At 50.0% G+C, this 26337-nt stretch carries 26 protein-coding genes and 2 tRNA genes; 20 read left to right on the top strand and 8 right to left on the bottom strand.

The window, feature by feature from the left end; genetic code table 11:
- Positions 1 to 4: 4 nt before the first annotated feature.
- The 3 genes from ABD028_RS07520 to ABD028_RS07510 all read right to left on the bottom strand — a co-directional run bounded on the left by ABD028_RS07520 (position 5) and on the right by ABD028_RS07510 (position 5926).
- A complete protein-coding gene (locus ABD028_RS07520) occupies positions 5 to 1204 on the bottom strand; it encodes a tetratricopeptide repeat protein (protein ID WP_343843648.1) in 1200 nt (399 codons plus the stop codon).
- A 450-nt stretch (positions 1205 to 1654) separates the two neighbouring features.
- Positions 1655 to 4942: a S41 family peptidase gene (locus tag ABD028_RS07515; protein ID WP_343843647.1), complete on the bottom strand. Its 3288-nt coding sequence runs from the start codon at positions 4940 to 4942 to the stop codon at positions 1655 to 1657.
- A 123-nt stretch (positions 4943 to 5065) separates the two neighbouring features.
- Entirely contained in the window at positions 5066 to 5926 is an 861-nt protein-coding gene (locus ABD028_RS07510) for a DUF72 domain-containing protein (protein ID WP_343843645.1), read from the bottom strand.
- Positions 5927 to 6100: 174 nt separating this feature from the next.
- Between ABD028_RS07510 and aspS the strand changes: the two genes are divergently transcribed.
- The 13 genes from aspS (at position 6101) to ABD028_RS07445 (ending at position 17416) form a co-directional block, all read left to right on the top strand.
- Positions 6101 to 7861: an aspartate--tRNA ligase gene (gene aspS / locus ABD028_RS07505; protein WP_343843643.1), complete on the top strand. Its 1761-nt coding sequence runs from the start codon at positions 6101 to 6103 to the stop codon at positions 7859 to 7861.
- Positions 7858 to 8301, top strand: coding sequence for a dihydroneopterin triphosphate diphosphatase (gene nudB / locus ABD028_RS07500; protein WP_343843641.1), 444 nt, complete (start codon positions 7858 to 7860; stop codon positions 8299 to 8301). Before aspS ends, nudB begins: the two co-directional genes overlap by 4 nt.
- Positions 8302 to 8303: 2 nt before the next feature.
- Positions 8304 to 8828, top strand: a complete 525-nt coding sequence (gene ruvC, locus ABD028_RS07495; protein WP_343843639.1) for a crossover junction endodeoxyribonuclease RuvC — start codon at positions 8304 to 8306, stop codon at positions 8826 to 8828.
- 275 nt (positions 8829 to 9103) lie between these two features.
- Positions 9104 to 9724 carry a Holliday junction branch migration protein RuvA gene (ruvA, locus tag ABD028_RS07490; RefSeq protein ID WP_343843637.1) on the top strand — a complete coding sequence of 207 codons (621 nt, stop codon included), beginning with the start codon at positions 9104 to 9106 and terminating at the stop codon, positions 9722 to 9724.
- 32 nt (positions 9725 to 9756) lie between these two features.
- Entirely contained in the window at positions 9757 to 10761 is a 1005-nt protein-coding gene (gene ruvB, locus ABD028_RS07485; RefSeq protein WP_343843635.1) for a Holliday junction branch migration DNA helicase RuvB, read from the top strand.
- Between the two features lie 1099 nt (positions 10762 to 11860).
- Positions 11861 to 12298 carry a tol-pal system-associated acyl-CoA thioesterase gene (ybgC, locus tag ABD028_RS07480; protein ID WP_343843633.1) on the top strand — a complete coding sequence of 146 codons (438 nt, stop codon included), beginning with the start codon at positions 11861 to 11863 and terminating at the stop codon, positions 12296 to 12298.
- Positions 12288 to 12974, top strand: a complete 687-nt coding sequence (gene tolQ, locus ABD028_RS07475) for a protein TolQ (RefSeq protein WP_102796114.1) — start codon at positions 12288 to 12290, stop codon at positions 12972 to 12974. The genes ybgC and tolQ overlap by 11 nt, the downstream gene beginning before the upstream one ends.
- 8 nt (positions 12975 to 12982) lie before the next feature.
- Complete coding sequence (gene tolR / locus ABD028_RS07470) at positions 12983 to 13405, top strand: protein TolR (RefSeq protein WP_102796115.1); 423 nt, start codon at positions 12983 to 12985, stop codon at positions 13403 to 13405.
- Positions 13406 to 14278 (top strand): cell envelope integrity protein TolA, encoded by an 873-nt coding sequence (tolA, locus tag ABD028_RS07465; protein ID WP_343843630.1) that lies wholly within the window; start codon positions 13406 to 13408, stop codon positions 14276 to 14278.
- A complete protein-coding gene (tolB, locus tag ABD028_RS07460; protein ID WP_102796117.1) occupies positions 14278 to 15630 on the top strand; it encodes a Tol-Pal system beta propeller repeat protein TolB in 1353 nt (450 codons plus the stop codon). The genes tolA and tolB overlap by 1 nt, the downstream gene beginning before the upstream one ends.
- 37 nt (positions 15631 to 15667) lie before the next feature.
- Positions 15668 to 16210 (top strand): peptidoglycan-associated lipoprotein Pal, encoded by a 543-nt coding sequence (gene pal, locus ABD028_RS07455; RefSeq protein WP_102796118.1) that lies wholly within the window; start codon positions 15668 to 15670, stop codon positions 16208 to 16210.
- Positions 16211 to 16219: 9 nt separating this feature from the next.
- Positions 16220 to 16969: a tol-pal system protein YbgF gene (ybgF, locus tag ABD028_RS07450; RefSeq protein WP_102796119.1), complete on the top strand. Its 750-nt coding sequence runs from the start codon at positions 16220 to 16222 to the stop codon at positions 16967 to 16969.
- Between the two features lie 213 nt (positions 16970 to 17182).
- The gene (locus tag ABD028_RS07445) at positions 17183 to 17416 is read left to right on the top strand and encodes a hypothetical protein (RefSeq protein WP_343843625.1); all 234 of its coding nucleotides are present in this window, start codon (positions 17183 to 17185) and stop codon (positions 17414 to 17416) included.
- Positions 17417 to 17671: 255 nt separating this feature from the next.
- Here ABD028_RS07445 and ABD028_RS07440 read toward each other — a convergent pair.
- From ABD028_RS07440 to ABD028_RS07430, 3 genes are all read right to left on the bottom strand, one after another.
- Positions 17672 to 17747, bottom strand: a tRNA-Lys gene (locus tag ABD028_RS07440).
- A 53-nt stretch (positions 17748 to 17800) separates the two neighbouring features.
- Positions 17801 to 17876, bottom strand: a tRNA-Lys gene (locus ABD028_RS07435).
- A 221-nt stretch (positions 17877 to 18097) separates the two neighbouring features.
- Complete coding sequence (locus ABD028_RS07430; RefSeq protein ID WP_343843623.1) at positions 18098 to 18832, bottom strand: ferredoxin--NADP reductase; 735 nt, start codon at positions 18830 to 18832, stop codon at positions 18098 to 18100.
- A 114-nt stretch (positions 18833 to 18946) separates the two neighbouring features.
- Here ABD028_RS07430 and nadA point away from each other — a divergent pair, with 114 nt between their 5' ends.
- Positions 18947 to 20005: a quinolinate synthase NadA gene (gene nadA / locus ABD028_RS07425; protein ID WP_343843622.1), complete on the top strand. Its 1059-nt coding sequence runs from the start codon at positions 18947 to 18949 to the stop codon at positions 20003 to 20005.
- Between the two features lie 254 nt (positions 20006 to 20259).
- Here the strand turns inward: nadA and ABD028_RS07420 are convergent, their stop codons facing one another.
- A complete protein-coding gene (locus tag ABD028_RS07420; RefSeq protein ID WP_343843621.1) occupies positions 20260 to 20859 on the bottom strand; it encodes a TetR/AcrR family transcriptional regulator in 600 nt (199 codons plus the stop codon).
- Positions 20860 to 20976: 117 nt separating this feature from the next.
- Between ABD028_RS07420 and ABD028_RS07415 the strand changes: the two genes are divergently transcribed.
- Positions 20977 to 22095, top strand: a complete 1119-nt coding sequence (locus tag ABD028_RS07415) for an MBL fold metallo-hydrolase (RefSeq protein ID WP_343843619.1) — start codon at positions 20977 to 20979, stop codon at positions 22093 to 22095.
- A gap of 17 nt (positions 22096 to 22112) precedes the next feature.
- Positions 22113 to 22490, top strand: a complete 378-nt coding sequence (locus ABD028_RS07410; RefSeq protein WP_343843617.1) for an antibiotic biosynthesis monooxygenase — start codon at positions 22113 to 22115, stop codon at positions 22488 to 22490.
- A 71-nt stretch (positions 22491 to 22561) separates the two neighbouring features.
- Here ABD028_RS07410 and ABD028_RS07405 read toward each other — a convergent pair whose 3' ends face one another.
- Positions 22562 to 22903: an FKBP-type peptidyl-prolyl cis-trans isomerase gene (locus tag ABD028_RS07405; protein WP_343843615.1), complete on the bottom strand. Its 342-nt coding sequence runs from the start codon at positions 22901 to 22903 to the stop codon at positions 22562 to 22564.
- Between the two features lie 179 nt (positions 22904 to 23082).
- On the opposite strand from ABD028_RS07405, the gene ABD028_RS07400 reads away from it, so the two are divergent.
- The 4 genes from ABD028_RS07400 to ABD028_RS07385 all read left to right on the top strand — a co-directional run bounded on the left by ABD028_RS07400 (position 23083) and on the right by ABD028_RS07385 (position 26337).
- Positions 23083 to 24513, top strand: a complete 1431-nt coding sequence (locus tag ABD028_RS07400; protein ID WP_343843613.1) for a chitinase — start codon at positions 23083 to 23085, stop codon at positions 24511 to 24513.
- Between the two features lie 166 nt (positions 24514 to 24679).
- Positions 24680 to 25303: a 3'-5' exonuclease gene (locus tag ABD028_RS07395; protein WP_343843611.1), complete on the top strand. Its 624-nt coding sequence runs from the start codon at positions 24680 to 24682 to the stop codon at positions 25301 to 25303.
- A gap of 6 nt (positions 25304 to 25309) precedes the next feature.
- Positions 25310 to 25816, top strand: coding sequence for a hypothetical protein (locus ABD028_RS07390; RefSeq protein WP_343843609.1), 507 nt, complete (start codon positions 25310 to 25312; stop codon positions 25814 to 25816).
- Between the two features lie 104 nt (positions 25817 to 25920).
- Positions 25921 to 26337, top strand: coding sequence for a hypothetical protein (locus ABD028_RS07385; RefSeq protein ID WP_343843607.1), 417 nt, complete (start codon positions 25921 to 25923; stop codon positions 26335 to 26337).

The following is a 26337-nucleotide window of genomic DNA, read 5'->3' as shown; positions in this document are numbered from 1 at the left end:
GCTCCTATGGGTTACTGATTTTTAGCTTAACCCCTTGAGTTTCAGTCGGTTCTTCCTCACTAAAGCGTGGGCGAAAACTGGCGGAACGCAAGAATCTTAACGCGCGAGAGCGCATGGCTGTGGCGTCCTGAGGATTGGAGTCAAGCAACTCAATATTATTGGCTTTGCCGTGGGCATTGACATCAAACCTGGCTAACACAAAGCGCTCTGTCTCTTTTTCACCACTGCTGTCGCCTAAATACAGTCGCGAGTCCGGCAGCAGGGTAGGTGAGTCAAATAAGGTAAAGGCGGCTGGTGCATTTTCCTGGCGGGCAATATCTCGGGCTTCGCGATAGGTATCAAAAGCGGTGGTGGACTTGCCGAACATTAAGTACCAATCGGCCAGGCCAACCCTGGCCAGTACTTTATCCTGGCCCGTTACACCTTCATGTTGGCCATCATAGATGGCGACCATTTTTTCCAGTGCTTGTTTGCCTTCCCGATAATTCTCGGTGCGGTAATCTACCGCAGGCAGGCCCATGTAAAAGCTACCCTGGCGGGTCATGTCCACCCCGTCTACATCAAACTCAAGTTGGGCGGGACCAAGCTGAGATTTGAAAAAACTGGTCATCACCAATCCTTTCAGGCTTTGCACCATACGAGGGTCGTTGTCACCATAGTTGGCCATGATAATGTCATGGGTCTGCTTAAAAAGTGCCTCGGATTGCAGCAACCTGACATAGGTTTCGTTTTGAAATACATGGTTGTGCACAAACAATAACCAATTGGCATAGTTGAACAGGTAAGGGAGCAAGCGTGGATCGTCTGGCCTGAAGTTACGATTGACCAGCCAGTAGGCTCGCTGATGCTGATCATCCATGTCTTTCCAACGGTGCTGTGCCATCATGCTGCTTTGCATTTTGTCCATGATTGCAAGCTGGTTCAGAGCATAAATGCCTTCATTTATTTTGGTGATTTGTAATGCTCTGGCAAAGCTGTCGAGGGCCAACTGGTGTTGTTCCTGTTGCTGGTAAGCAACGCCAAGCTGGGTTAGAAGTTGCCCAAGTTGAGGGCTGTACGTTCCTTCTTCCTGTTGTACCCGATCAATTTCAAGCAGATAAGGTCTGACTGGCTGAGTATCCAGCTCTGCCTGCACGGCATTGATTGACAACAGCAGTGCGCACAAGCACTGACCAAAATATCCACAACCGGTAGCAATTTGCATGGTACAACCCCAAGAAACGAACTGATTTTTACCTGATAACCAATCTCTTCGACCTGATTGCCGAAGCACTTTCTACAGATAGTGATACTGTGTGTTTCCCGGTGTCCTGTTCGCTCAGCTGCCTGCCGGATCTTGTATTTTTACGCTCAGTCCTGTTGCGAAAGGAACTGATCGACCTGCTTGGCGATCAGCCTCTTTTGTCCTGTCCGCTTTCCCCTACACCTTGCTGTCAGCCAATGACAACGGTGACATCCTTTCTTATGAATCATAAGCTTAGGGAGCCGGGCAAGTGCCTTAATGCGAGTATAGTTAAGATGTAATCAAAAGGTTAAAAAAAATCTTGTGATTATTTTTTGAATGTGGTTGGGCGCTTGAAGAGTGGGGTTTTGCGCCATTTTTATTTTTCAGTGGTAATAAAAAAAGCCGATCAGATGACCGGCTTGAATAAGATTAATTGGCGTTTATATCCCTGGCCGGGGTGTTGACATCAGGCAGGGGAGAAGCGTTTAAATCTGGTACAGGCTTATCCTGTAATTGTTGCTTCAGGTAGCTTAATGCCTGCTGCAATTGTGCGTCCTGCCCCGCAAATGTGCTATGTGGCAGATTGTCCACTTCCACATCAGGCTCTACGCCATAGCCTTCCACTATCCAGCGACCATCCATGGCGTACTGGGCGAACTCGGCGACCCTGGCCATGCCATTGTCTGCCAAACGGTTACGGCCCGTTAGCCAAACCCCCGCACCCGCGGTGCGCTTGCCAATCACAGGGGCAAGCTCCAGCGCTTTGATGGCGGCCGTGAAGGTTTCACCATCTGAATAGGTGTACTGATCCGCCAGTACCGCCAGATGACCGCGAAAAGCTGCCTGCATGTTGGTGTAGGCTTCCCCCCGGGTGTTCTGCCAGAAAGCCCAGGCCTTGCGCATTAACTTTTCAATCAGCCAGCTATCAATATTGCCGCCGCGGTTACGGCGTACGTCTATGATTAAGCCCTTTTTATCGAAATTTGCATAGAACTCGCGGGCAAATTCTGCGATATCGTTGCCGCCCATGGCGTAAATATGTAAGTAACCAAAATCCGGATTGGCTTGTTCAACCAACTTGCGATTGTGGTTGACCCAGTCCAGGTACTGTAAACGATTCGCTTCGCCACTACTGATGGGGGTCACCACGGTTTTGTGAAGCTGCTTGCCGCGCTTAAGCTCCAGCAATACCTGTTTGTTGAGTTGGTTACGCAGGGCCTGGTAAAGCTGACCTATATCGCTAATGGGCTGGCCATTTACTGCCTGAATCAGATCGCCGTTTTGCGCATCCACACCGGGTTTTGCCAGCGGTGAAGCACGTTCTGGGAGTTCCGGGTCGGAAACATAAATGTGCGCGATTTCCACCCCCTCTTTGCTTTGTCGGAACTCGGCGCCCAGGGATGTGGCTCTGGGTCTGTCGCTATCGGTGGGCATATCGCCCCCCCTGACCTGTGAGTGCAGGGTGTTCAGCTCACCCATCATTTGTGCAAACACATCGTTCAGCTCATGACGGTCGGTAATGCGTGCCAGCAGTGGCTGGTATTTTTCCTGCACTTTCGCCCAGTCCACACCGCGCATGCGTTTATCAAACAGCGAATCTCTGTGCATCAGCCAGGCATCGTGAAACATCTGCTGCCATTCCTGTTTGGGCGACAGCAACATTTGCCAGTCCTGACCGTTAATCTTGTTATCCTTGGCATCGCCTGGGAACTTCTGCTTGGCATCGACAATAAAGATATTGCCGTTATCATTACCTTGTTTACGCACTAATAGTTTTTTACCGTCGGATGACAGGCTAAATTCTTCCACTGCGTCGGTAAAGGTTTCCACTTTGGCGTCAGGGTCAATAGCAATAGATTTCAACAGGGGCTTTGTGCCGGGTTCACTGACCTGATCGATCAGGTACAGGAAATCCTGGCCTGCCTGCAGCGCTTGATAATTACCGGCTGGCACCGGCACCTGCCAGAGTCGTTTGTCGGCATTTTGCCAATCAAGTGCAGCTGTGGCCGAATGCTTATCGGCCTTTTTGTCTTTATTCTCTTTTTTGTCCTGAGGCTGGTCTTGCCCTGGTTTATCCATCAACTCGTTGCTGGGCTGAAATGGGAAGGTCGCCTCTTTATCCAGCGCCAGAGCAAAGATTTGGCTGCGTCGGTCAAATGCGGGCCCCATATTACGGTCCCCCCAGGGGGAGCTTGGAGTAGCAACAAAATGACGATTGGACAGAAAATACAGCCATTTCCCATCCTGACTAAAAGTAGGGGCATAGGACTCGTACTTTTCTGAGGTCAGGATTTGGGTTTTGTTTTGCTTAATGTCGAAAAGGGTTATCTGACTGCGGTTCTTATCAAGACCGTTACCGGCAATGGCCAGTAATTGACTGTCGGCCGACCAGCTTATGCTGGAAACGGGCGACAACCCAGCATAGCCACTGAGGATCTTGCGATTTTTGCCGCTAGTTAACTCCAGTAACCACACATTACCATTCTTATCGTCATGTACCAGTGATGTGCCATCTGGTGACAGGCTCAGATTCCATCTGTAGGTATTGCCATCTTTAGTGAGTTGCTTTGCCGCACCAGAACCATCCGCGGCATAGCGCCAAATTTCCATCTCACCGCTGGCATCATTAAAGGCGTACACCCATTTGCCATCATGACTCAACAAGGCATTGCGGCTACGGGAGTTTTTTGGCGTGTCCACTTCTACCAGACGGGATTTGTCGATGCCAGCAATGGCAATACGCCCCCTGGCTGTCAGTACCGCTTTTTGTTGCTCGCCAGCCAAGGTGCTGGAGGTCAGATAACGAAGTGGTTTGTTTTCCCACTGTTCACGTAAGTGAGGAAAATCAGAGGTGAGATCCAGTGGCACCACCTTTAACTGATTGCTGGTCAGATCCAGCACCTGGATATCGGCGCCTAACTGAAATACCAGCTTGTCGCCGCTTAGGCTGGCATGGCGCACGGTATAATCAGTAAAACGGGTGACTTGTTCCACCGCACTGCCATCGGTATTCATTCGCCAGATATTGTCAGAGCCGCTGGCATCGCTGATAAAATAAAGTTTACCGCCATGCAGCATTGGACCGCGCACTGAACCCTCATGTTGGGTGGTAAGTGGTGTGGCTTCTTGATTCGAATCCGGTTGGAAGTGCCAAAGCTCGCCCGTGGCGCCGCCCCGATACTGACGGGTATTGTCGGTGGAAATCTGCAACCCAAACTGACTGAAGAACAGGTTTTTACCCTGGCTGTCCAACACACCATCCACGGCATCAGCCACTTGCAATACTTCGGTCGTGAGGTCGCGCGGATTGACCTTAACCAGATTCCAGCTGTTAGACATGCCGGTGCGCCCGGTTGTGCTGTATAACACTTGTCCTTCTGCGGTCCAGCCATGCACTTTCACCTGCGCTTGCTCAAAGGTAATCCGCTTGGCTACGCCACCTTGCAGAGGTAATACGTAGACCTCATTGGCACCTTCGTAGTTGGCGACAAAAGCCACTTGTTGTCCATCTGGGGAAATCGCTGCCTGAGTTTCCTCTGCTGGGTGCGTGGTCAGGCGTCTGGCCTGTGGCTGGTTTAATCCGGCTACCCATAAATCGCCTTCGGCTGTAAATACCAAAGTATCGCCTTGCAAGGCGGGAAAGCGGTAGTAGCCTTCAGCGGCAAGGCCAGTGAAACTGGCACCAAACAGCATAGTGGCAAGGAGTTTTCTTTTCATGGAGGTGTCCTTCGGGCTTTTATCGTTGTTATGTCAAAAGGACCAGACTAGGGCAGGGAATGGCTCTTGTGAAGCCGGACCTGTCGCAAAACTGTAACAGGATGTCGCAACATTTCTGGCGCGCTAGAACAGACTTTCCTGGCTACTCAGGCGAGGCAAATTCAATTGCACCGGCGCTGGGGAATGTGGCCATTCCCGGAAAAATTGTTCTGCCAGCCAGGGCGCCTGACTGTTGTCGGCCTGGTGGAAGAATACAAAGGGAGTTTTGCCTTGTTCCAGCCACTGGTGGAGCTTAGCGTACCAGCTTTGATAGAAAATACGGTTGGCATGCAGTTCGGGATGGCCAACAAAACGTACTACAGGGCGCTGGCCTGTGGCGATGACATTGACCGGCACTCGGGGCTTTTTCATTTTTACCTGCCCCAATAAACCCTGATGACCGGGGGCGCTGAACAGGCCACGCGTATCCATGATCACCCTGTTGACACCAAACTCCATTAGTAAGCGATTAAATTGCCGCTCCTCTTCACCCTTGGCAAAAAATGCCGGATGGCGCACTTCTACTGCATAGTGAAAATCTTCGGGCAACAAACGTAAAAAATGTTCGAGTCGCCCCAGATGCGCAGGGGAAAAGCACGCAGGGAGTTGCAACATCAGGCAACCTGTCTGTGCCGCCAAAGGACGAAAGCGGGTGAGGAAAGTGTCCAGCTCCGGCTCGATATCGCTAAGTAACTTGTGGTGGCTGATACTTTGATGAAATTTGAAACAAAAGCGGAAGTTTTCCGCCACAGATTGTTGCCAGCGCTGCAGGGTGGCGGTATCCGGAATCTGATAGAAACTGGTATTGCCTTCTACCGAATTAAACAGGCGGCTGTAATGGTACAGGCTTTGTCCCTGACCGCTGCTTGCCGGAAACAATGTGCCTGTCCAGGCATCCATGTGCCACATAGGACAACCGCTAAACAGGGCGCTGGTTTGTTGCATGACAACGTCTGATGCTGGATTTCGGGGCACACAGTCTAACAAAGATACCAACAGTTGTGACAAGCCCGTGGTACACCTCGCATATTCAGTTGGTTTGGGTATACTATGCGGCCTTTGGTACAGGCATTTTCTCGGCTATTTCAGGGCCGACTTTTCAAATACAAGGTTTTATTCATGCGCACAGACTATTGCGGCAACATCAATGCATCCCATATTGGTCAGGAAGTAACCCTGACAGGCTGGGTAAACCGTCGACGTGATCTGGGAGGGGTTATATTCCTCGATCTGCGGGATCGTCAGGGCATAGTGCAGGTTGTGTACGATCCGGATTTAGTTGAGGTGTTCGAGCAGGCCAATAAAGTGCGCAATGAATTCTGCGTGCAGGTCAAGGGGCTGGTGCGTGCCCGTCCGGAAGGCCAGGTTAATAAAGACATGAGTACCGGCGAGATTGAAATTCTGGGTAAAGGCCTGACGGTATTAAATAAAGCCGCGCCGCTGCCGCTGGATTTCAATCAGGACAACTCAGAAGAGCAGCGCCTTAAATACCGTTACCTTGACTTACGTCGTCCGCTGATGACCCAACGTCTGATGTTCCGGGCCAGGGTAACGGGCGCGGTGCGTCGTTATCTTGAAGAGCAGGGTTTTCTGGATATTGAAACCCCGATTTTGACCAAAGCCACCCCAGAAGGAGCCCGCGACTATCTGGTGCCAAGCCGAACCCATAAAGGCGAATTTTTTGCTCTGCCGCAATCACCACAGCTGTTCAAACAATTGCTGATGATGTCGGGCATGGACCGTTACTACCAGATTGTAAAGTGTTTCCGCGATGAAGACTTGCGTGCCGATCGGCAGCCGGAATTTACCCAGATTGATATTGAGACGTCCTTCCTGGATGCCGATGGGGTAATGTCGACCACCGAAGGTATGATCAGAAGTTTATTCATTGATTTACTTAATGTTGACCTGGGCGACTTTCCGCGTATGACCTACGCAGAAGCGATGCAGCGTTACGGCAGCGACAAGCCGGACCTGCGTAACCCGCTGGAACTGACCGATGTGGCCGATTTACTTAAGGACGTGGAATTTAAAGTATTCAGCGGTCCGGCTAACGACCCCAAAGGCCGTGTGACGGTGATCCGCGTGCCGGGTGGTGCTGCGCTATCCCGCAAGCAATTGGATGATTACGGTAGCTTTGTCGGTATCTATGGTGCTAAGGGCTTAGCCTGGTTGAAGGTTAACGATAAAGCCGCCGGCATGGAAGGCTTGCAATCACCTATTCTGAAATTCCTCGGTGAAGAGGTGGCCAATGCCTTATTGGCCCGCACTGGCGCTGAATCCGGCGATATTCTGCTATTTGGCGCCGATTCTGCGCGGGTAGTGACAGAAGCGTTGGGTGCACTGCGTCTGAAACTGGGTGAGGATCTGAATCTGCTGCAAGGGGAATGGCGCCCATTGTGGGTAGTTGACTTCCCTATGTTCGAAGAAGTAGATGGTCAGTTGTATGCGCTGCATCATCCGTTTACCTCGCCCCGCGATATGACACCAGAGCAACTGGCAGTCGATCCGCAAAATGCCGTCTCCAATGCCTATGATATGGTGTTAAACGGCGTGGAACTGGGTGGTGGCTCTGTGCGTATTCATGATCAAGGCATGCAGGCCGAGGTCTTCCGCATTCTGGGCATCAGTGATGAAGAAGCGCAACTGAAGTTTGGTTTTCTGCTTGAAGCGCTGCGCTATGGTGCTCCGCCGCATGCTGGTCTGGCCTTTGGTTTGGACCGTATGGTGATGCTGATGGTTGGTGCGACCTCTATCCGTGATGTGATGGCCTTCCCCAAAACCACCACCGCAGCCTGTCCATTGACCGATGCACCATCACCGGCCAATCCGGATGCTTTGAAAGAGCTGGCAATCCAGACCGTTAAAACCAGTCAATGATATTTAAACAGCCGCGCTCGGTGTTGGTCGTGATTTATGACGACCAACACCGGGTGCTGGTGATGCAGCGTCTGGACGATGCTAGCTTCTGGCAATCGGTCACCGGCTCGATGGAAACTGGCGAGCAGCCCATTGAAACTGCATGTCGCGAGGTATGGGAAGAGACCGGTATCGATGTGCGTGCACTGGGCTACACATTGATTGACAGCCGTCAGGTTAACGAGTATGAGATCCGGCCAGCCTGGCGGCATCGATACGAACCCGGTGTTACCCGCAACACTGAATATGTATTTAGTCTTAAGGTCAGAAGCGGGCAGACGGTCCGTTTGTCCGAGCATAGCCAGTTTGCTTGGTTACCCTGGTCTGATGCCGCCGCCAAGGTCTGGTCCGCCACTAATCGCCAGGCTATTCAGCATCTGGGCAAAGACTGGGGGGCGTAGTTATGAGCATTATTCTGGGCATTGATCCCGGCTCCCGCATTACCGGCTATGGCATAATTTGCCAGATTGGCAGTAAGTTTGAATATCTGGGCAGCGGTTGTATCCGTTTACCTGATGGCGCATTGCCAGAGCGACTGCAGCAAATCTACAACGGTATTACCGAACTTATCACCCAATACCAGCCCAACCAGATGGCGGTGGAACAGGTATTTCTGGCCCGCAACCCGGATTCGGCACTGAAATTAGGGCAGGCCCGCGGTGCGGCTATTGTCGGTGCCACCAATCAGGGGCTGGATGTATTTGAGTACTCGGCCAGACAGATAAAACAGGCGGTGGTAGGCAAAGGCAGTGCCACCAAAGAACAGGTACAGCACATGGTGACCTACCTGTTGAAGCTGCCCGGCAAACCGCAGGCCGATGCCGCAGATGCACTGGCTGTGGCGCTTTGTCATGGTCACACTAACCAGAGCCTGGTTAAACTGGCAGGCCAGGCCAGTAAAACCGTACGAGGCCGGTTAAGACGATAGTGGTATCTGACCGTAACCAAAAAGACACAGGTTACGCGGAGAGACAGGATGTGGAAGAGAATCAAATGACCAAAGGTATCTGCACAATGCGTAATGCCAAAAACCTAAGCTCAGAGTGTGTTTGTAGTGGCAGGCAGAGTTAACAAACACATAAACGCCAGGTTTGGGTTTCGACCAGGTAGCAATAGCCAGCAGGAAGAAATTAAATTTCTCATACTCTGTGCCCTCTGTGCCCTCTGTGTCTCTGTGGTTACAACCAATATAAAGGAAAAACAATGATAGGTCGGATTCGCGGTGTGTTAATTGAAAAGCAGCCACCGGAAATTCTTATTGAAGCGGCAGGTGTGGGGTATGAAATTCAGTTGCCCATGACCAGCTTCTACCAGTTACCGGATCTTGGTTTGGAGGCCATTGTTTACACCCATTTTGTGGTGCGCGAAGATGCACAGCTGTTATTTGGTTTTGCCACCAAAGCCGAGCGTGCACTGTTTCGGGAACTGATCAAAGCTAATGGGGTAGGACCCAAACTGGCATTGACCATTTTATCCGGCATGTCTGCCAGTCAGTTTGTACATTGCGTGCAGAGCCAGGATGTCAATGCGTTGCTCAAATTGCCGGGGGTGGGGCGCAAAACGGCGGAACGGTTGCTGGTGGAAATGAAAGACAGGTTGGCACACTTTATCGGTGACGAGCATCAGGCATTTGCCCTTGCCGCGCAGTCTGGTCCGGTAGAAAATACCTTTGTGGTATCGGACGATCCTCGTGATGAAGCCATCAGCGCCCTGGTGGCCCTTGGCTATAAACCGGCGCAGGCGGAAAAAACCGTAAAAGGTTTATATAAGGAAGGAACAAGTTCCGAACAACTGATTCGTGACGCCTTGCGTTCTATGCTGTAACCCATTGTCACATGATTCCAGACAGGTAAAACATGATCGAAGCAGACAGATTGATTCAACCCACAGCCAGCCAGGAAGACGAAGCCGTTGATCGCGCTATACGCCCTAAAATGCTGGCCGATTACACGGGTCAGGATCATGTGCGTGAACAAATGCAGATCTTTATTCAGGCGGCCAGAAAGCGCCAGGACGCCTTGGATCATCTGCTGATATTTGGCCCGCCTGGATTAGGCAAAACCACCCTGGCCAATATTGTGGCCAACGAGATGGGGGTGAATATTAAAACCACCTCAGGACCCGTGCTGGAGAAAGCCGGTGATCTGGCCGCCCTGCTGACCAATCTGGAAGCCCATGATGTGCTGTTTATTGACGAGATCCATCGTCTTAGCCCTGTAGTGGAAGAGATTTTGTATCCGGCGATGGAAGACTACCAACTGGATATTATGATTGGTGAGGGGCCTGCTGCCCGTTCCATTAAGCTGGATCTGCCGCCGTTTACTTTGGTGGGTGCTACTACCAGAGCCGGCTCCTTGACTTCTCCGCTGCGCGACCGTTTTGGCATTGTACAGCGTTTAGAATTTTACAATGTACGCGACCTGACCCAGATAGTGCAGCGCTCAGCCAGCTACCTGAATCTGGCTATGCAGGAAGAGGGGGCAGTAGAAGTGGCCAGACGCGCCCGCGGGACACCACGTATTGCTAACCGTTTGCTGCGCCGGGTGCGGGATTACGCAGAAATAAGAGCTGATGGCCATATTAGCCAGGACGTGGCCGCCAAAGCACTGGATATGCTGGACGTGGACAAAGAAGGCTTTGACTATATGGACAGAAAGCTGCTCAGCGCCATTATTGATAAGTTCGATGGTGGACCTGTGGGGCTGGACAATCTGGCCGCCGCCATAGGTGAAGAGAAAGACACTATCGAAGACGTGATTGAGCCGTTTTTAATTCAGCAAGGCTTTTTGCAACGCACACCTCGTGGTCGTATCGCAACGCAGCGGGCCTTCTTACATATGGGATTTGATATCCAGGGGTAGGTGTTACTGGTTTGCCGTTGGCAGTTTGATGAGTGATTGTCAGTAGTCGGTTGTCAGAATTAAGTCGTCAGATGGCTGAGTTAAGTGGTCAGTAATCAGTTGGCAGAGCAGGGGCGACCTGAACTGCCAACTTTAAAGTAACCCGGGATTTGAAGCTATTGTTGTTGGGCTGGAGCCCAACCCACAGTGGGTCGAAATTGATTTCGACAGCAAAGTTCAGATAAACACAACGAGTCATAATTGATTCCGACAGCAAAGCTTAGTCTGAGCGCCGTGGGTCGGACTTGAGTCCAACAGCAAAACTCATTTAAAGCACTGTAGGTCGGACTTTAGTCCGACGGAATTTAAGTCGTCAGAGCTAAGTGGTCAGTAATCAGTAGTCAGTTAGCAGAAATCCGTTGACAGAGCGCGAGGGCGAGTCAGACTGAACAGCCAACAGCCAACAGCCAACAGCCAACAGCCAACAGCCAACAGCCAACAGCCAACAGCCAACAGCCAACAGCCAACAGCCAACAGCCAACAGCCAACAGCCAACAGCCAACAGCCAACAGCCAACAGCCAAAAAAAAGCCCACCTAAAAGGTGGGCAAAAGCAACAAGTGTTGAAGGAAAAGGAAAACCCTTCCAGGGAACATGTCAACAGGAGATGTGACACTGCATCTGGCTCTCAAAGATGAAACATCGTGCGCTAGCTCAGAATACGAAGCGTATTTTACGGCTTTTCAGTATGTGCACAATTGAGTTTTTTTGTGATTTGGCATTATTAAAACTAATGTGTAAATCTATTGTGTAAAATTGTTATTGTCATTTTTCTGAAATAAACGCCGTGCATCCCTTTAAAAATAAGGATTTGAGTTTTTGCTTGTTTTGTAACCTATTAAAAATACTATAGGTTTGGTCGTGTCTTATCGATTTATGCGGTATTAGTGGGTAGATATGCAAATGCTGCGAATAATGGTGGCTTTTATATTTTTTTCATTCTGCTAATCGAGCTGGAGCATGCGCAACATAAGGAACAGGAATAAAACCTGATTGGTATGTTTTTTCATCGGTTGCGACAATCTACCTGTTACAGAAGATAACCAGGCTTGGTATGCTAGATGGCTAATGTTAGCGTTTGGAATATTTTATCCGTGACCATCCATCTGCATGAAATTCGTGTGTATTATGAGGACACCGATGCGGGAGGCATAGTTTACTATGCCAACTATCTAAAATTTTTGGAGCGTGCCAGAACCGAATGGTTACGCGCCTTAGGTATAGAACAAGATCTGTTATTGGAACAATCCATAGGTTTTGTCGTCAAACGGGTGGAATTGGATTATAAGGCGGCCGCCCGCTTTAATCAGTTACTCAGGGTGGAGTCCCGTTTGAGTAACGTTAAACGTGCCAGCCTGCAATTCGAACAAAATATTGTAGATCAGAACAATAAGGTTTTAGTGTGCGCTTCGGTTAAGGTGGCTTGTGTCAATTTACTTGATATGAAACCCCTTGCCATACCGACATTTATTTTAGGGGAACTGTCCAGTGTCAGGTGAAATGTCTGTTTTAGGCTTGTTTTTGCAGGCCAGTTTGTTGGTTAAACTGGTGATGTTGTTGTTGCTTGCCACGTCTGTGGTGTCATGGGCCTTTATCTTTCAGCGCAGTAAAGCGCTGAAAAGTGCGCAAACGGAAATGCGCAAGTTTGAAGATAAATTCTGGTCCGGTGGCGATTTGAACCGATTATTTCAGGAAATTTCTGCACGAAGCCAGGTCAGCGGCATGGCCAGCTTATTTGTTGCTGGCTTCAAAGAGTTTGCCCGTTTGCGTAAAAGTGCGGCAGCATCGCCTCAGGCGGTCATGGATGGCACCTACCGAGCTATGCGGGTTGCGCTGTCCAGAGAAGTCGATGCATTGGAAAGTCACCTGCCGTTTTTAGCCACAGCAGGCTCCATCAGCCCTTACATCGGCCTGTTTGGTACGGTATGGGGTATTATGACCGCGTTTATTGCACTGGGAGAAGTACAGCAAGCCACCTTGGCCATGGTCGCGCCGGGTATTGCAGAAGCCCTGATTGCTACTGCTATGGGCTTGTTTGCGGCGATTCCGGCGGTAATAGCCTACAACAGGTTCAGCCACCAGGTGGAGAAGTTGGAAAACAGCTATGCCAATTTTATGGAAGAGTTTTCCAGTATTTTGCACCGTCAGTCTCATGCCAGTGAAAGCGCAGCTTAGGAGCGAATATGTACGAGAGAAAGCGTCGCCGCCCGGTCTCGGAAATTAACGTCGTTCCTTATATAGACGTGATGCTGGTTTTGCTGATCATTTTTATGGTCACTGCACCGCTGGTGACACAAGGTGTCAAGGTGGAACTGCCAAAAGCCTCTGCAGAAGCTTTGTCAGACGATTCCAAGCCGCCAATTATTGCGTCGGTCAACATGGATGGCGAGTATTTCCTGAATGTCGGTGATAAGCCTGAAAGCCCATTGGCGGCGGATGAACTTGCCGCTTTGGTGGCCGCCCAATTAGAGTTGCAACCCGAAGCCCCTGTGGTCGTGAAAGGAGATGGTAGGGTGGCTTATGAGCAGGTTGTTCAGTTAATGGTGTTGTTACAACGCGCTGGGGTGCCGTCTGTGGGTTTGATGACGGATTCCACGGAGCAGTAGATGGACAAGTTGAAGGTTTCCTTGGGGAAATCCGCCGCCCTGCATGTGGTGTTGTTATTGTTGTTGTTTGTCAGTGTTGACTTTCACACACCGACTCGCACGCCTGATTTGCCTCAAGTGCAGATAGTGCAGGCCGTCGCTATTGATAAAGCGGCGATAGATGCACAGGCTAAGCGCATTCAGGATAAAAAAGATGCGCAAAGACGGGCCGAGCAGCAGCGCCTGGCGGAGATTGAGCGCAAGGCCAGGGAAGCCGAGAGAAAGCGTCAGGAACAGGTACAGCGTGCCCGTGAGGCGGAACTGGAAAAACAGCGTAGGGCTGATGACAAGCGTAAGGCCGAGGCTGCGGCAGCAGAGGCAAAGCGAAAAGCTGAGGAAAAACGCAAGGCCGAACAGGCTGAAGCCGAGCGTAAACGCAAAGAGCTGGAGCGCCAAAAAGCAGAGCAAGCCGCCAGGGAAAAGCGTGAGCGCGAGAAAAAGGCTGAGGATGAACGTAAGAAACGCGAAGCACAGGAACAGGCCGAAATGGAGCGGCAAATGCAGGAACAACTGCAGGCTGAGCGTGCTGCCCAGCAACGTCGTCGTAATCAGCAAGTGCTGACCGAGCTGCAAAAATATACTGCGCTGATCAAGCAAACCATCCAACGTAATTTGATTGTCGATCAATCTTACAAAGGAAAATCATGCCGTCTGAATATTCGTCTGGCGTCCAATGGTCTGGTTACTCAGGTGCGCATTCTCAGCGGTGACGCCATATTATGTCGCGCTGCCGAAACCGCCATATATAAGGCAGAAACATTACCCGTTTCACCCGAACCAGATGTATTTGAAAAACTTAGAGATATTAACTTAACCGTAGAGCCGAATTTGTGATGAAAAAACTCTTTATAGCCCTGCTGGCATATACCTGCTGCGTGCTTAACGCTCATGCCACATTAGAAATTGTGATTACCGAAGGTATCGACACTGCCCGCCCTGTGGCAATTGTGCCATTCCAATGGCGCGGTGCGGGGCAAATGCCGATGAATCTGACCGAAGTGATTGCTGCTGATCTGGCCAGAAGTGGCAAGTTTAATCCGATTAAAACCGCTGATATGCCGCAGATGCCAAGTCAGGATAGTGAGATGGATTACGCTGCCTGGGCCGCAAAAGGCATAGAAGCCGTGCTGGTGGGCAAAGTGGAAGAGCAGGGCATTGACCGTTATCTGGTGTCTTTCGAGCTGATTGATGTATTGCGAGGTCAGATTACCGGCGGTCAGGCGCAGGTACTAAGCAATGGCAAACTGGTTAATAGTAAAGATCATGTACTCGCTAATCGTCAGCATGCCATTGATGGCAACAGTTTTCGCCAGCATGCCCACCGCATTTCCGACATAGTGTATGAGAAGCTCACTGGAGAACGTGGGGCTTTTCTTACCCGCATTGCCTACGTGATTGTGCGTGACCGTAGTCAGGAAGAATTCCCTTATCAACTGGTGGTCGCAGATTATGATGGTTTCAACGAAACGGTACTGTTGCGTTCCAAAGAACCGTTGATGTCGCCGGTCTGGTCTCCTGATGGCACTAAACTGGCGTATGTGAGCTTCGAAAACCGTCGCTCGCAGCTGTATATTCAGGATATTTATACCATGAGCCGCACACGCATAACTGATTTCCCAGGTATTAACGGTGCGCCGCAGTTCTCGCCGGATGGCAAGCAAATGGCCATGGTGCTATCCAAAGACGGCAATCCGGATATTTATATTATGGATCTGGCCAGCCGCCAGCTCCGCCGCCTTACTGACAGCAGAAATATCGACACTGAACCGAGTTGGACGCCAGACGGGCAAAACATTATCTTTACTTCAGAACGGGGTGGTAAACCTCAGTTATATAGCGTAAATTTAGGCTCGGGCAAGGTTCGCCGCTTGACTTTTGAGGGAGAAATGAACCTGGGGGCCACTGTCACGCCCGACGGTAAAGAAGTGGTGATGGTGAACCGTACAAACGGTAACTATCACATTGCAAGATTGAATCTGGCGTCTGGTTTGATGCAGGTGTTGACTAAAACCTATCTGGATGAGTCACCCAGTATTGCGCCAAACGGCAGTATGATAATATACAGCACCCTGCATAACAGAAGGCAGGTGCTATCGCTGGTATCGTTGGACGGGCGCTTTAAAGCGAGGTTGCCTGCGGCTAATGGACAGGTTAAATCACCAAGCTGGTCGCCGTTTTTAATGTAATTTGTTAAAACCTTTGAAAACAATAAGGATCACGAGAATGCAACTAAACAAAGTATTCAAGGGCGTCATCATTGCTCTGCCGGTAATCACTCTGATGGCTTGCTCTTCCAGCAGTCAGGTTGATGATCAGGCATCTACTAATCAAACACAAACTAGCACAGAGCAAGATACGTCTTCCACTGTTCAAACTGGTACTATGGAGCGCGTTAAATCTCCTCAGGAACTGATGCGTGAAGAGCTGGATGCCCTGCAGAATGAGCAAGTGGTGTATTTTGATTTTGACCGCTCCACTATCAGCTCTTCTTATTACGGTATTCTGGACAAGCACGCTGCTTTCCTGGTGAAAAATCCTGGTCAGCGCGTCACAGTGGAAGGCCACTGTGATAGCCGTGGTACGCCAGAATACAACATTGCTTTGGGCGAGCGTCGTGCTAAATCTGTGGCTACTTACCTGCAAAACGCTGGCGTAAGCAGCTCGCAAATCTCTGTGGTTTCTTACGGTGAAGAAAAGCCTGCCGATGCCAGCCTGACCGAAGCGGCATTTGCCAAAAACCGTCGCGGCGTGTTGGTTTATCGATAAGCCTTGCTGATGATCAAGCCTAGCGTTGCTTTAATTGGCACTTTGATGGGGGCTGCGGTTGTAGCAGCTCCTGCTCCTGTGACTGATGTAACATCCGGCAGCCTGGAAAGCAGGATGGCGGCATTAGAGCGTATGGTGGATGCCAGAACCAATGCTCAGCATTCAGTGCAGGCGCAACTGGATCAGGTGCAAAACGAGGTGAACGAACTGCGCGGTATGGTGGAATTACATAGCCACAAGCTGGAGCAGATTCTTGAGCGTCAACGCGAGCTTTATCTCGAAATCGACAAACGTATCGATGCGGTGATGAATCGTCCTGCATCCCCAGGTGCAGATTTGTCGGGTATGACACCGGATACACCAGCAGCCGGTTCTGCCAGTGAACAGGAGGCCTATGACCGGGCGGTAAATCTGATTCTACGTGATAAGCGTTATGATCAGGCTATCCCTGAGTTCGAGGCGTTTCTGAAGGCTTATCCAAACTCAAGTTTTGCCGCCAATGCCAGATACTGGCTGGGGCAGTTGCTGTTTAACAAGCAAGACTGGAGTGGAGCCGCCTCACATTTCGACAAGGTGATCAGTGAGTTTCCTGATTCCAATAAACGAGCGGATTCCTTGCTTAAACTGGGTATGATTGCGCAGAACCAGGCGAACCTGGCACGCGCTCAGCAACTTTACGAGCAAGTTATTCGTGAATATCCTGATTCGTCTGCCAGGAAGCTGGCAGAGCCCAGACTCAGGACGTTAAAGGCTAACTAACAGCCAGTTGCAAATCTCGTTAAACGCCGCTCAGCTTGCTGTTCGGCGTTTTTTTGTGTCTGAAATAATGTGACACAGCACATCTGGTACCTCTATGGGTACATCTGCTTATATAAGTAAAACAAATTGACATATTTGGTGGCACGTTTTAAGGTCGAGTTGCTCAAGAAAAGAGCAGAAAATTCAAAGCCTTTACTTATATGGAGATGTGTAATGAGAAAATCACTAAAAAATAAGATGTTATCTCTGGCGATATTGTGCGCTTCAGCCGTGACCACCAATGTGGTATCTGGTGAGCAATATGTCTGGACTGGTTCAGCAAGCAATGAGATAGAAGCTGCTTTCAAAGCCGCAAACGCGGCATCAAGGCCGTTAAAGTATTTCCCTACCTGTATAAACTTTCAGGCCGGCTTTGGTTGGCTCTGCGTAAGCGAGTATGTTGACTAAGAGTCTCCATGGCAGGTAATGCACGAAAACATTGCCTGCTCATGTATGTATTTAGTCGCTGGATCATGTTTAGCGTTTTGTTATTCTAACTTCAGGCATCCAGCTTTTCGCCCTGAGGGCCATCGCTGACGGCGCGATGTTCAAATTTTTTCCTGAAAAATTTGTCGAACCGGCTGGTTCTCACCCCACACGACCCATATAGGTTGTATTGAGTAAAGGGAAACTTGATTTATAGCTTGGATGTTTTGGTGATTGTGGTGGGTCGTGCTGGATTCGAACCAGCGACCAATTGATTAAAAGTCAACTGCTCTACCAACTGAGCTAACGACCCACAATCTTATGGAAGGTAGCAGATTTTCTCTTGGGCTGAATGCTTGGAGAAAGTGGTGGGTCGTGCTGGATTCGAACCAGCGACCAATTGATTAAAAGTCAACTGCTCTACCGACTGAGCTAACGACCCACTTGTTTTCGTTGTCTGCTGCAACGGGCGCATATAATACTTATTTCCGAACCTGGCGCAACCCAATTCTCCAAGAAAGTGACATTTTTCTTACTGAGTGCTGTATTTATAGGCTGTTTGCATAAAAATAGCACCATAAGGTCTGAAAATACTGGTTAATTCCACTGTTCTGGGCCTGGTTTTGGGAGATAAAAGTGCCGGCCAGCCGCAAGTATAATTCCTTACCAGTACTTCTCCACGGTAATATGACCAGGCTGACGTTTTAAGTGTTTATGCAAGCCTTTTTCCAGCAGCAACTGTTGGGTTTCACTTACCATATCCGGGTTACCACAAAGTACTAAGTGGCTATTGTCGGTATTAATGGGTAAACCGGCTGCTTGCTCCAATTGCCCCGTTGCAATCAGTTCAGTAATACGCTGATTAAATGCACCTGGTATGGCTTCACGGGTCACGCTAATCATCAAGCGCAATGATGGATTTTGGCTGGCAAGGGTATTCAGTTCATCTATATAGGCAAGGTCATGTGCGTAACGCACACCATATACCAGCACCGCATTTTCACATTGCGACCAAAGCTGCCCGGCACGCAGCATCGATACAAAGGGACCGACAGCGGTGCCGGTAGCCAGCATCCACAGATCGCGACATTTGGGTATCTCTACCAGAGTCATAAATCCACTGGCCCTGGCACTGACTTCCAGCTTGTCACCGGCTGACAATGCTGCCAAAGCGGGGGACAGCTGCCCCTGTTCCACGGCTACGACCAGGATCTCAAGTGTGGCGCTGCCGGGGGCATTTACCAGGGAGTAGGCGCGGCCAATGCGCTTCCCAGCTATTGGCAGTGCAACCTTAATAAACTGTCCGGGTAAGAATGGCGCAATGTCTGCCTGAATAAACAGGGAGAATAGCTTATCATTCCAATCCCGTCGCTCTATGACTTTGCCTTCAACCCACATTATGCCTCCTATTGCATGACCTACCTCAAATGAGGGGAGTACCCAGCTACCATATCAATTTTCAGGCAAAGCTAGTATAATTCGGTCCCTTTTTAGCAAGACCGATGCCGTACCATGATCCAGACTCAAACCATTGATACTCTCGATTATCCGTTTCCACCCAAGCCCAGGGTGTTAAGCGAAGCGGAGCAGTGTGACTATCGTGAACGTATCAAGCGTTTGCTGAAAGAAAAAAATGCTGTACTGGTGGCACATTATTACACCGACCCGGTCATTCAGGCCCTCGCCGAGGAAACCAACGGCTGTGTGTCTGACTCATTGGAAATGGCCAGATTTGGCCGTGATGCCAAGGAACAAACTCTGATTGTAGCTGGCGTGAAGTTTATGGGCGAAACGGCCAAAATCCTCAGTCCGGAAAAGACCGTTCTGATGCCAACGTTGGAAGCCACCTGCTCGTTGGACTTAGGTTGCCCCATAGACCGTTTCAGTGCCTTTTGCGATGCACATCCTGAACACACTGTGGTGGTGTACGCCAATACCTCTGCGGCAGTAAAAGCCCGGGCAGACTGGGTGGTAACTTCCAGCATCGCGCTGGAAATCGTAGAACATCTGGACAGTCAGGGTAAAAAAATACTGTGGGGACCAGATCGTCATCTGGGCGCTTATATCGAGAAGCAAACCGGTGCTGAGATGTTGATGTGGCAGGGCGCCTGTATTGTTCATGATGAATTCAAGGCCAGGGCATTGCAAGCCCTCAAACAGCAGTATCCTGACGCAGCGATATTGGTGCACCCTGAATCACCAGCCAATATTGTTGCCATGGCCGACGCGGTGGGTTCGACTTCACAATTGATCAAAGCCGCGCAAACCTTACCCAATAAACGCCTGATTGTGGCTACCGATAAGGGTATTTTCTACAAGATGCAGCAGGCTGCACCGGGTAAGATCTTCCTGGAGGCGCCTACTGGCGGTAACGGAGCAACCTGCAGAAGTTGTGCCCATTGTCCCTGGATGGCCATGAACGGTCTGCAAGCTATTGAGCAGGCACTTACAGATAGCAATGGGCATGAAATTTTTGTTGATGAGGGCACCAGAGTCAAAGCGATGCTGCCATTGAACCGAATGCTGGACTTTGCCGCTGCACATAAAATGAAGGTAAAAGGCAACGCCTGATGTTGACCGGTTGATAGAAATAAAAACCCCCATCTCTGTATGGGGGTTTTTATTATGTGCTGCAAAAAACATTTACATTGAGAACGGAATACATTGGAGATTAGGGCCAGGCCACTACTGCCTAAGTGTCGTCGCCGATTGTCCGGGCAATATGCCTGTACGGCGGCTTCTTATGCAGCATCGGCCTGACAGACAAAAGTAAAGCACAGCAAATTTAAAATGCCAGGGGCTTTTCGGTATATATGCAAAACGTTTTAGGCAGTTACCTGATAACGGGCCAGAAACATGCTCACTGTTTCTTCGATGATATGTTGCTGCTGCCTAGCATCAGGCTCATCAAAACCATAGAGTCTGGGATAGAACAGGAAGGATTTCAGCTGCATCACAAACTGTTTGGCTGCCAGCTCAATGTCATCAATTTTCAGTGCATTGGCCTTTACGGCCTGTTGCAGGAAGGTTTCAAGAAAACTCATACAGCCCACTTTACTGCCACTAAAGCGCTTCGCCAGCTCGGGCTGTTTCAACATATGCAGGAAGGCGACTCTGGCGGTGCGCAGGAAAGTATCTGAAATCAAAAGCTGCGCTTCCTGCTGAGCAATATGCAGCAGTTGTGGCTGAATCGCCTGATTCGCATCAAACTGTACCGCAGCGGTGCTACCCAGTTGCTCTCGCATTCTATCCAGGATGGCCTGAAACAACGCATCTTTGGTGTCGAAATGATTATACACTGTGCGCTTGGACACATTCGCCAATTGCGCTACCTGATCCATGCTGGTTTGCTCCAGTCCTTGCTGATAGAACAACTGTTCAGCCGCTTGTAGAATATCCAGTCGCTTTTGATCCGATAGTTTCATACATCACCTTGTTCAATTACCCCGCAGTTTACCTCCTAATAAAAAAACTTGCACTTAGTAGTTTACTTTTCTTTGGTGTTGTCTAAACTACACCGTGTAGTTTACATTTTGTGGCGAATGAGAAAACGTTATTGGCTGGCAGGCATTGTCCTGGTTTTGTTCCTGGGGGGAGCGGCATTGAATAATCAACTCAGCGCGATGGGCACACAGCACAGCATCACGAAGGCTAACTTTAGCCAAGGCAAATTCCACAATGATGATGCCGTGCCTGGCACAGGTTTAGCGAAGACGCTGGAGATTATGTGGCGTTTCTTTACCGAGAAAAAAGTGCATACCATGCCAGATACTGTTTTACCGGTGAAGTCACTTAGTCGTGAGCAGTTATTGCAACTGTCTGATACCGAATTACATCTGATTAAGTTGGGGCATTCTTCAGTGTTGCTGAAGGTGTATGGTGAATTCTGGTTGCTTGACCCGGTTTTTGCACAGCGTGCTTCACCTTTTACATTTGTCGGGCCAAAGCGATTTCATCAGGCCCCGATAAGTATCCAAGACTTGCCTGACATCCATAAGGTGTTGATCTCCCATAATCACTATGACCATCTGGATAAAACGGCCATACAGCAGCTAAATCATAAAACTCAACAATTCCTGGTGCCTTTGGGGGTGGAAGGGGACTTACTGAAGTGGGGGATTGATGCGGACAAGATCTTAAGCTTCGACTGGTGGCAAGAACTGCACACCGACAAGGCAATGCTGGCGTTTACCCCCACCCGGCATTTTTCAGGACGCGGACTCAGTGATGCGAATAACAGTTTGTGGGGCTCCTGGGTGATTAAAAGCCAATACGACAGCCTGTTTTTCAGTGGGGATTCAGGGTACTTCCAGGGTTTTAAACAAATCGGCCAGAAGTATGGTCCATTCGATGTCACCCTGATTGAAACCGGTGCCTATGACAGTGATTGGCCCGATGTACATATGACCCCTGAGCAAAGCCTGCAGGCTCATATAGATTTGCAGGGCAGGGTGATGATACCTATTCACAATGGCACATTTGATTTGGCGTTCCATGCCTGGTACGAACCACTGGAACGCATCAGTCAATTGGCCAGTGCAGAAGGGATCCCACTGTCTACGCCAATACCCGGCGAGGTATTAAGTCTGCTTGACGCCATGCAGGTACAACGTTGGTGGCAACCGTTAATGCCACAAAGTCCGTTAGCGCCACAATTTTAAGCCAAGGATACCTAATTATGACCAATATCAACGCCAAGGATAGCTTGCTGACACATATCAATGTGTTCAGGGTCGCTGTGCAGCATCAACGCCATTTGGTGGATATACTGGTGCACAGCACCGAATATTCTGTCAGAAGCATACCGGGTTTCGTCTCGGCCAGCTTGCATCAAAGTCTGGATGGAACCAGCGTCACGCTCTACTCCAAATGGCATAAAGAGCAACTTAGGCAGACAAGCGAGTCTGACTTCTTGGCCTGTTTTGCGGCGGCCTTGGATATTGCCACCTTGGAAACCACAGTGTCTGAATCGGTTAAACACTTTGAGCCGCTGTGGCCAGGATTACAGGTGTTGTCAGATCCCCTCCGACAGTTATCCGGACGGCGGCTAAACTAGTGTGGTTTGCCGCAGTTCGGGGTGATAACCACTCCTTTACGGGGCTGTACTTGCTATCCAGTGCTGACCCATTAATCGTCACGGGTTAGCACTTCCAGTAACTCAATTTCAAAGATCAGATTACTGTTTGCTGGGATCATATCGCCAACCTGACGTTCTCCATAAGCCAGGGATGCCGGTACCCAGAGTTTGCGTTTACCCCCTACTTGCATGCCTTGCAGACCCAGAAACCAGCCCTGGATCACCTTGGTAGACGATAGAACGGTCTGGAAAGGTTTGCCGCGATGGTAAGATGCGTCAAATTCGCGGCCGTCCTCCAGCCAGCCCCGGTAATGGGTGGTGATCAATGCCCCTTTAACAGCAACCTTACCTGTACCTGTTATCAGATCTTCAATTTTAATTGCATCTGTCATCTGTGTTGTCCTGCGCGAAATAGTTCAGTGTTGCAGAAAACAGCCCAACTTGCAGCTGCTGAGACAGGCTCTGATCATTCCTTGTATCGCCCAGGACGATATGCCGGTTGTATGAATGTAAAAACAATGTAAATATTAATTAAGTAAAATGTTTTTACTTAATTAATCGGAGACAGCAAATGCAATATAAAAACTGGTTAATCAGTGTCTTAGTTATGAGTAGTAGTGGGGCCCTGGCAATACATCCGCAACCTGATCCTGATAATCCCGGTGGCTATTTACTGGATAGAGGAGAAGTGCAGGCCACAGAGGCGGCGCTTACTGCCAACCCCATGTATGCACTCTGGGCTGACGCCCTGCAAACCCGGTCAAATGTGCTAGTAGAGGCGATTGTGCCCGATGCCAGCAGCAATCCGGACAACGTAAAGCGGGCCGAGCGCGTGTTTCCCCAGGCCCAGTGGGAATATCTGACGCAAATGGCGGCACCGGAATACACTTATACCCGTTTTTTACGTGCCATTGGCAAATTTCCGGCCTTTTGCGGCGACTATACCGATGGCCGCGATGCCGATGCGATTTGTAAACGTTCTATTATTACCGCCTTTGCGCACTTTGCGCAGGAAACCGGTGGCCATATTGCTAAAACCAATATTTGGGATAATCCGCTTGGTCTGGAGGAGTGGCAGCAGGCCCTGGTGCATGTGCGGGAAATGGGCTGGTCAGAAGGGCAGGCAGGTTACACCACAGGCTGTGGCCAGAATGACTGGCAGAATCTACGCTGGCCCTGTTCTCCGGGAAAAGGCTACTTTGGGCGCGGCGCAAAACAACTGTCCTATCACTTTAACTATGGGGCTTTTTCGGAAGTGATGTACGACGGTGATGCGACCGTGTTGCTGAATAATCCTGGTCTGGTGGCTGATTCCTGGTTGAATCTGGCGTCCGCCATCTGGTTTTTCCTTACCCCGCAAGCCCCTAAACCGGCTATGCTGCATGTGATTGATCGCACCTGGGTGCCCTCTCAGCGGGAAGTGGATGCGGGGATTGGTTATGGCTTTGGCACCACCATTAACATTATCAATGGCGGCATTGAGTGTGGTGAGCAAAATCGCTACAAAGGTCAACCGGTAAACCGTATTCGCTACTGGCAAGACTTAGCGGATTACTATCAAATTCCTATTCAAGCCGATGAATTGAATACCTGTTATCAGCAGACGCCTTATGGCAGTTTGAATTTAAGCGGTGCCACCGATGTGCTGTATACCAACTGGGACGGAAACTGGCAGCACTTTGCCGACAGGCCGGGGGGATATTCCTTTGAATGTCAGTTGGTGGGCTATCAAACCGCTTATTCTGCACTGGTACCTGGTGACTATGAGAAATGCGTGAGTAATTTCTATCAGTCTCACGCCAACTGGCCTGCGGTCAGGGTCGTGGATAACCTTGATATTCCACCGACTGATCCACCGGCCAACGGCACGCCTGCCTGGGAAGCAGGCAAGGTGTATAACAATGGTGATCAGGTCAGTTATCAGGGCGCCAACTATCAAGCCAAGTGGTGGACACAAGGCGATACACCTGGACAGGGCAATGTCTGGGAGTTGTTGCCATAATAGCTAGCGTCGGCGCTTTACCTGGCGGTCATTGTTGTTCGAAAGACCGCCAATGGATTCCCTGCCCGCTAACCCGGCAAGACTATGCGCAGGGCACAAGAGGCCCTGCAGCCCTTGCCAATTCATAGGTAAATTCGTTAGGCTGCAAAAAACTCAGGGATTGACCATGCAGCCTCATTCTTATCTGCTTCGGCCTTCTAAACAGCAAATCCGCGAGCTGCCAGCATTTGTTGGTTTGCAACCAGAAAACATCCATATGCTGACCTGCGCCAATGAAGTGGCGGATGCCTGCCACGTGCTGAGCCAGGCTGATGCGCTGGGCTTTGACACCGAGAGCAAGCCGAGCTTTGTCGCCAATCAGTCAACTGGCGGGCCGCATTTGCTGCAACTGGCCACTGATAGCCAGGCGTTTTTATTCAGTGCATCCTTGCTTGAAGGCAACCCGCACCTGGCAGACATTATTCAGGCCGACACTATTCTCAAAGTAGGCTTTGGTCTTCGATCAGATAAAGGGCCACTGCAACATAAACTGGGGGTGACGCTTAAACCCTGTGTGGATTTGGCCAAGCTGGTAAAATCTCTGGGTTATAAAGATCAGGTCGGTGTGCAGGCGGCAGTGGCTGTTGTACTTAAGCAATATCTGCCTAAGTCTAAACATTTGTCCACCTCAAACTGGGCAAAAATACCGTTGTCCGCTGCACAACTGGCCTATGCAGCCAATGATGCATACGCTAGTTTATGTGTTTATCGGCAACTGCTGGTTACCGCCCCGCAGCTTTTTAGCAACTGAGCATGTATGCAAACACTCCGTCAGGCTCTCTATGGCTGGGATGGTAAATCTGCCTCCGCCATTCGTCATATCTATACAGAATATAGCGTGGATGCGAATTTCCTAACGCAATTGATGCAATTGATACAAGTGCCGGAGTTACAACCTGGCGTGACCTGGCTGTTAAAGGCATCACTGGAACATGGCCAGGACTTGAATGCACAGCAGCAGGCGACGTTGCTGGAGGCCTTTGTCACTATTGACGCCTGGCAGGCGCAACTGCACATCTTGCAAAGTTTTGCGTATTTGTCAGTGAATCAGCTCAGAACAACGGCGGTGGAGGCCAAATTGCGCTATGGCCTGCGGCACCCCAATAAGTTTGTGCGGGCCTGGTCGTATCACGGCCTTTATCATCTTGCTCTACAGTATCCAGAGCTACAGCCAGACGTAACGCAGCTACTGGAGATGGCATTAATGGATGAGCCGGCATCGGTCAAAGCCAGGGTTAAAAAGCTGGTCAAGCAGGGGTTTTAATATCCTGCAACAAAGTTGCCAAAGCGAAACCTTGCATCCCCTGAACTTATCCTTTTAAGGTCTGCAACAACAAGTTTGCCTGTTTATGTCACAAGGAAAAGCATATGCACAATAGCAAACCCGGCAAGTTATTGCGTGGCACCTTATATCTGGATTTTGTTATCACCTTGGCCTTTGGCCTTTATTCGTTTTTCCATCCTTACCAAACCTTCGGTACGGTTGTGGCCATCAACGACTATGCTGGCCCGGCCATGCAGTCTGTTTTGGGGGCTCTGTCGGTTATGTATGTGTTAGTTGGACTGAGTTGCCTGATAGTGACACAAAGTGTCGGTAAAACGGCCTGTTGGTTTGGCTTATTAATGGTATTGCGACATAGCTGGGTCGGCATCAATGGTTACCAGCGCATCGGCGCGCCCTGGCTTATCGGCGATCCCTGGTCGGATATTATTATCCATGCGTTATTTGTTTCGGCTTATGGTCTGGGCGTTTGCCTGACAGTCCGTGCTAAGATGGCAGGATAG

Source organism: Bowmanella denitrificans (assembly GCF_039522935.1).
GTDB lineage: Bacteria > Pseudomonadota > Gammaproteobacteria > Enterobacterales > Alteromonadaceae > Bowmanella > Bowmanella denitrificans.
This window is presented reverse-complemented; position numbering and strand designations above follow the sequence as displayed.

Excerpts from the sequence above, each read along its gene's own strand:
- ABD028_RS07520 (WP_343843648.1), bottom strand. The coding sequence starts at position 1,204 with ATGCAAATTGCTACCGGTTGTGGATATTTTGGTCAGTGCTTGTGCGCA.
- ABD028_RS07515 (WP_343843647.1), bottom strand. The coding sequence starts at position 4,942 with ATGAAAAGAAAACTCCTTGCCACTATGCTGTTTGGTGCCAGTTTCACT.
- ABD028_RS07510 (WP_343843645.1), bottom strand. The coding sequence starts at position 5,926 with ATGCAACAAACCAGCGCCCTGTTTAGCGGTTGTCCTATGTGGCACATG.
- aspS (WP_343843643.1), top strand. The coding sequence starts at position 6,101 with ATGCGCACAGACTATTGCGGCAACATCAATGCATCCCATATTGGTCAG.
- nudB (WP_343843641.1), top strand. The coding sequence starts at position 7,858 with ATGATATTTAAACAGCCGCGCTCGGTGTTGGTCGTGATTTATGACGAC.
- ruvC (WP_343843639.1), top strand. The coding sequence starts at position 8,304 with ATGAGCATTATTCTGGGCATTGATCCCGGCTCCCGCATTACCGGCTAT.
- ruvA (WP_343843637.1), top strand. The coding sequence starts at position 9,104 with ATGATAGGTCGGATTCGCGGTGTGTTAATTGAAAAGCAGCCACCGGAA.
- ruvB (WP_343843635.1), top strand. The coding sequence starts at position 9,757 with ATGATCGAAGCAGACAGATTGATTCAACCCACAGCCAGCCAGGAAGAC.
- ybgC (WP_343843633.1), top strand. The coding sequence starts at position 11,861 with ATGGCTAATGTTAGCGTTTGGAATATTTTATCCGTGACCATCCATCTG.
- tolR (WP_102796115.1), top strand. The coding sequence starts at position 12,983 with ATGTACGAGAGAAAGCGTCGCCGCCCGGTCTCGGAAATTAACGTCGTT.
- tolA (WP_343843630.1), top strand. The coding sequence starts at position 13,406 with ATGGACAAGTTGAAGGTTTCCTTGGGGAAATCCGCCGCCCTGCATGTG.
- tolB (WP_102796117.1), top strand. The coding sequence starts at position 14,278 with ATGAAAAAACTCTTTATAGCCCTGCTGGCATATACCTGCTGCGTGCTT.
- pal (WP_102796118.1), top strand. The coding sequence starts at position 15,668 with ATGCAACTAAACAAAGTATTCAAGGGCGTCATCATTGCTCTGCCGGTA.
- ybgF (WP_102796119.1), top strand. The coding sequence starts at position 16,220 with ATGATCAAGCCTAGCGTTGCTTTAATTGGCACTTTGATGGGGGCTGCG.
- ABD028_RS07445 (WP_343843625.1), top strand. The coding sequence starts at position 17,183 with ATGAGAAAATCACTAAAAAATAAGATGTTATCTCTGGCGATATTGTGC.
- ABD028_RS07430 (WP_343843623.1), bottom strand. The coding sequence starts at position 18,832 with ATGTGGGTTGAAGGCAAAGTCATAGAGCGACGGGATTGGAATGATAAG.
- nadA (WP_343843622.1), top strand. The coding sequence starts at position 18,947 with ATGATCCAGACTCAAACCATTGATACTCTCGATTATCCGTTTCCACCC.
- ABD028_RS07420 (WP_343843621.1), bottom strand. The coding sequence starts at position 20,859 with ATGAAACTATCGGATCAAAAGCGACTGGATATTCTACAAGCGGCTGAA.
- ABD028_RS07415 (WP_343843619.1), top strand. The coding sequence starts at position 20,977 with ATGAGAAAACGTTATTGGCTGGCAGGCATTGTCCTGGTTTTGTTCCTG.
- ABD028_RS07410 (WP_343843617.1), top strand. The coding sequence starts at position 22,113 with ATGACCAATATCAACGCCAAGGATAGCTTGCTGACACATATCAATGTG.
- ABD028_RS07405 (WP_343843615.1), bottom strand. The coding sequence starts at position 22,903 with ATGACAGATGCAATTAAAATTGAAGATCTGATAACAGGTACAGGTAAG.
- ABD028_RS07400 (WP_343843613.1), top strand. The coding sequence starts at position 23,083 with ATGCAATATAAAAACTGGTTAATCAGTGTCTTAGTTATGAGTAGTAGT.
- ABD028_RS07395 (WP_343843611.1), top strand. The coding sequence starts at position 24,680 with ATGCAGCCTCATTCTTATCTGCTTCGGCCTTCTAAACAGCAAATCCGC.
- ABD028_RS07390 (WP_343843609.1), top strand. The coding sequence starts at position 25,310 with ATGCAAACACTCCGTCAGGCTCTCTATGGCTGGGATGGTAAATCTGCC.
- ABD028_RS07385 (WP_343843607.1), top strand. The coding sequence starts at position 25,921 with ATGCACAATAGCAAACCCGGCAAGTTATTGCGTGGCACCTTATATCTG.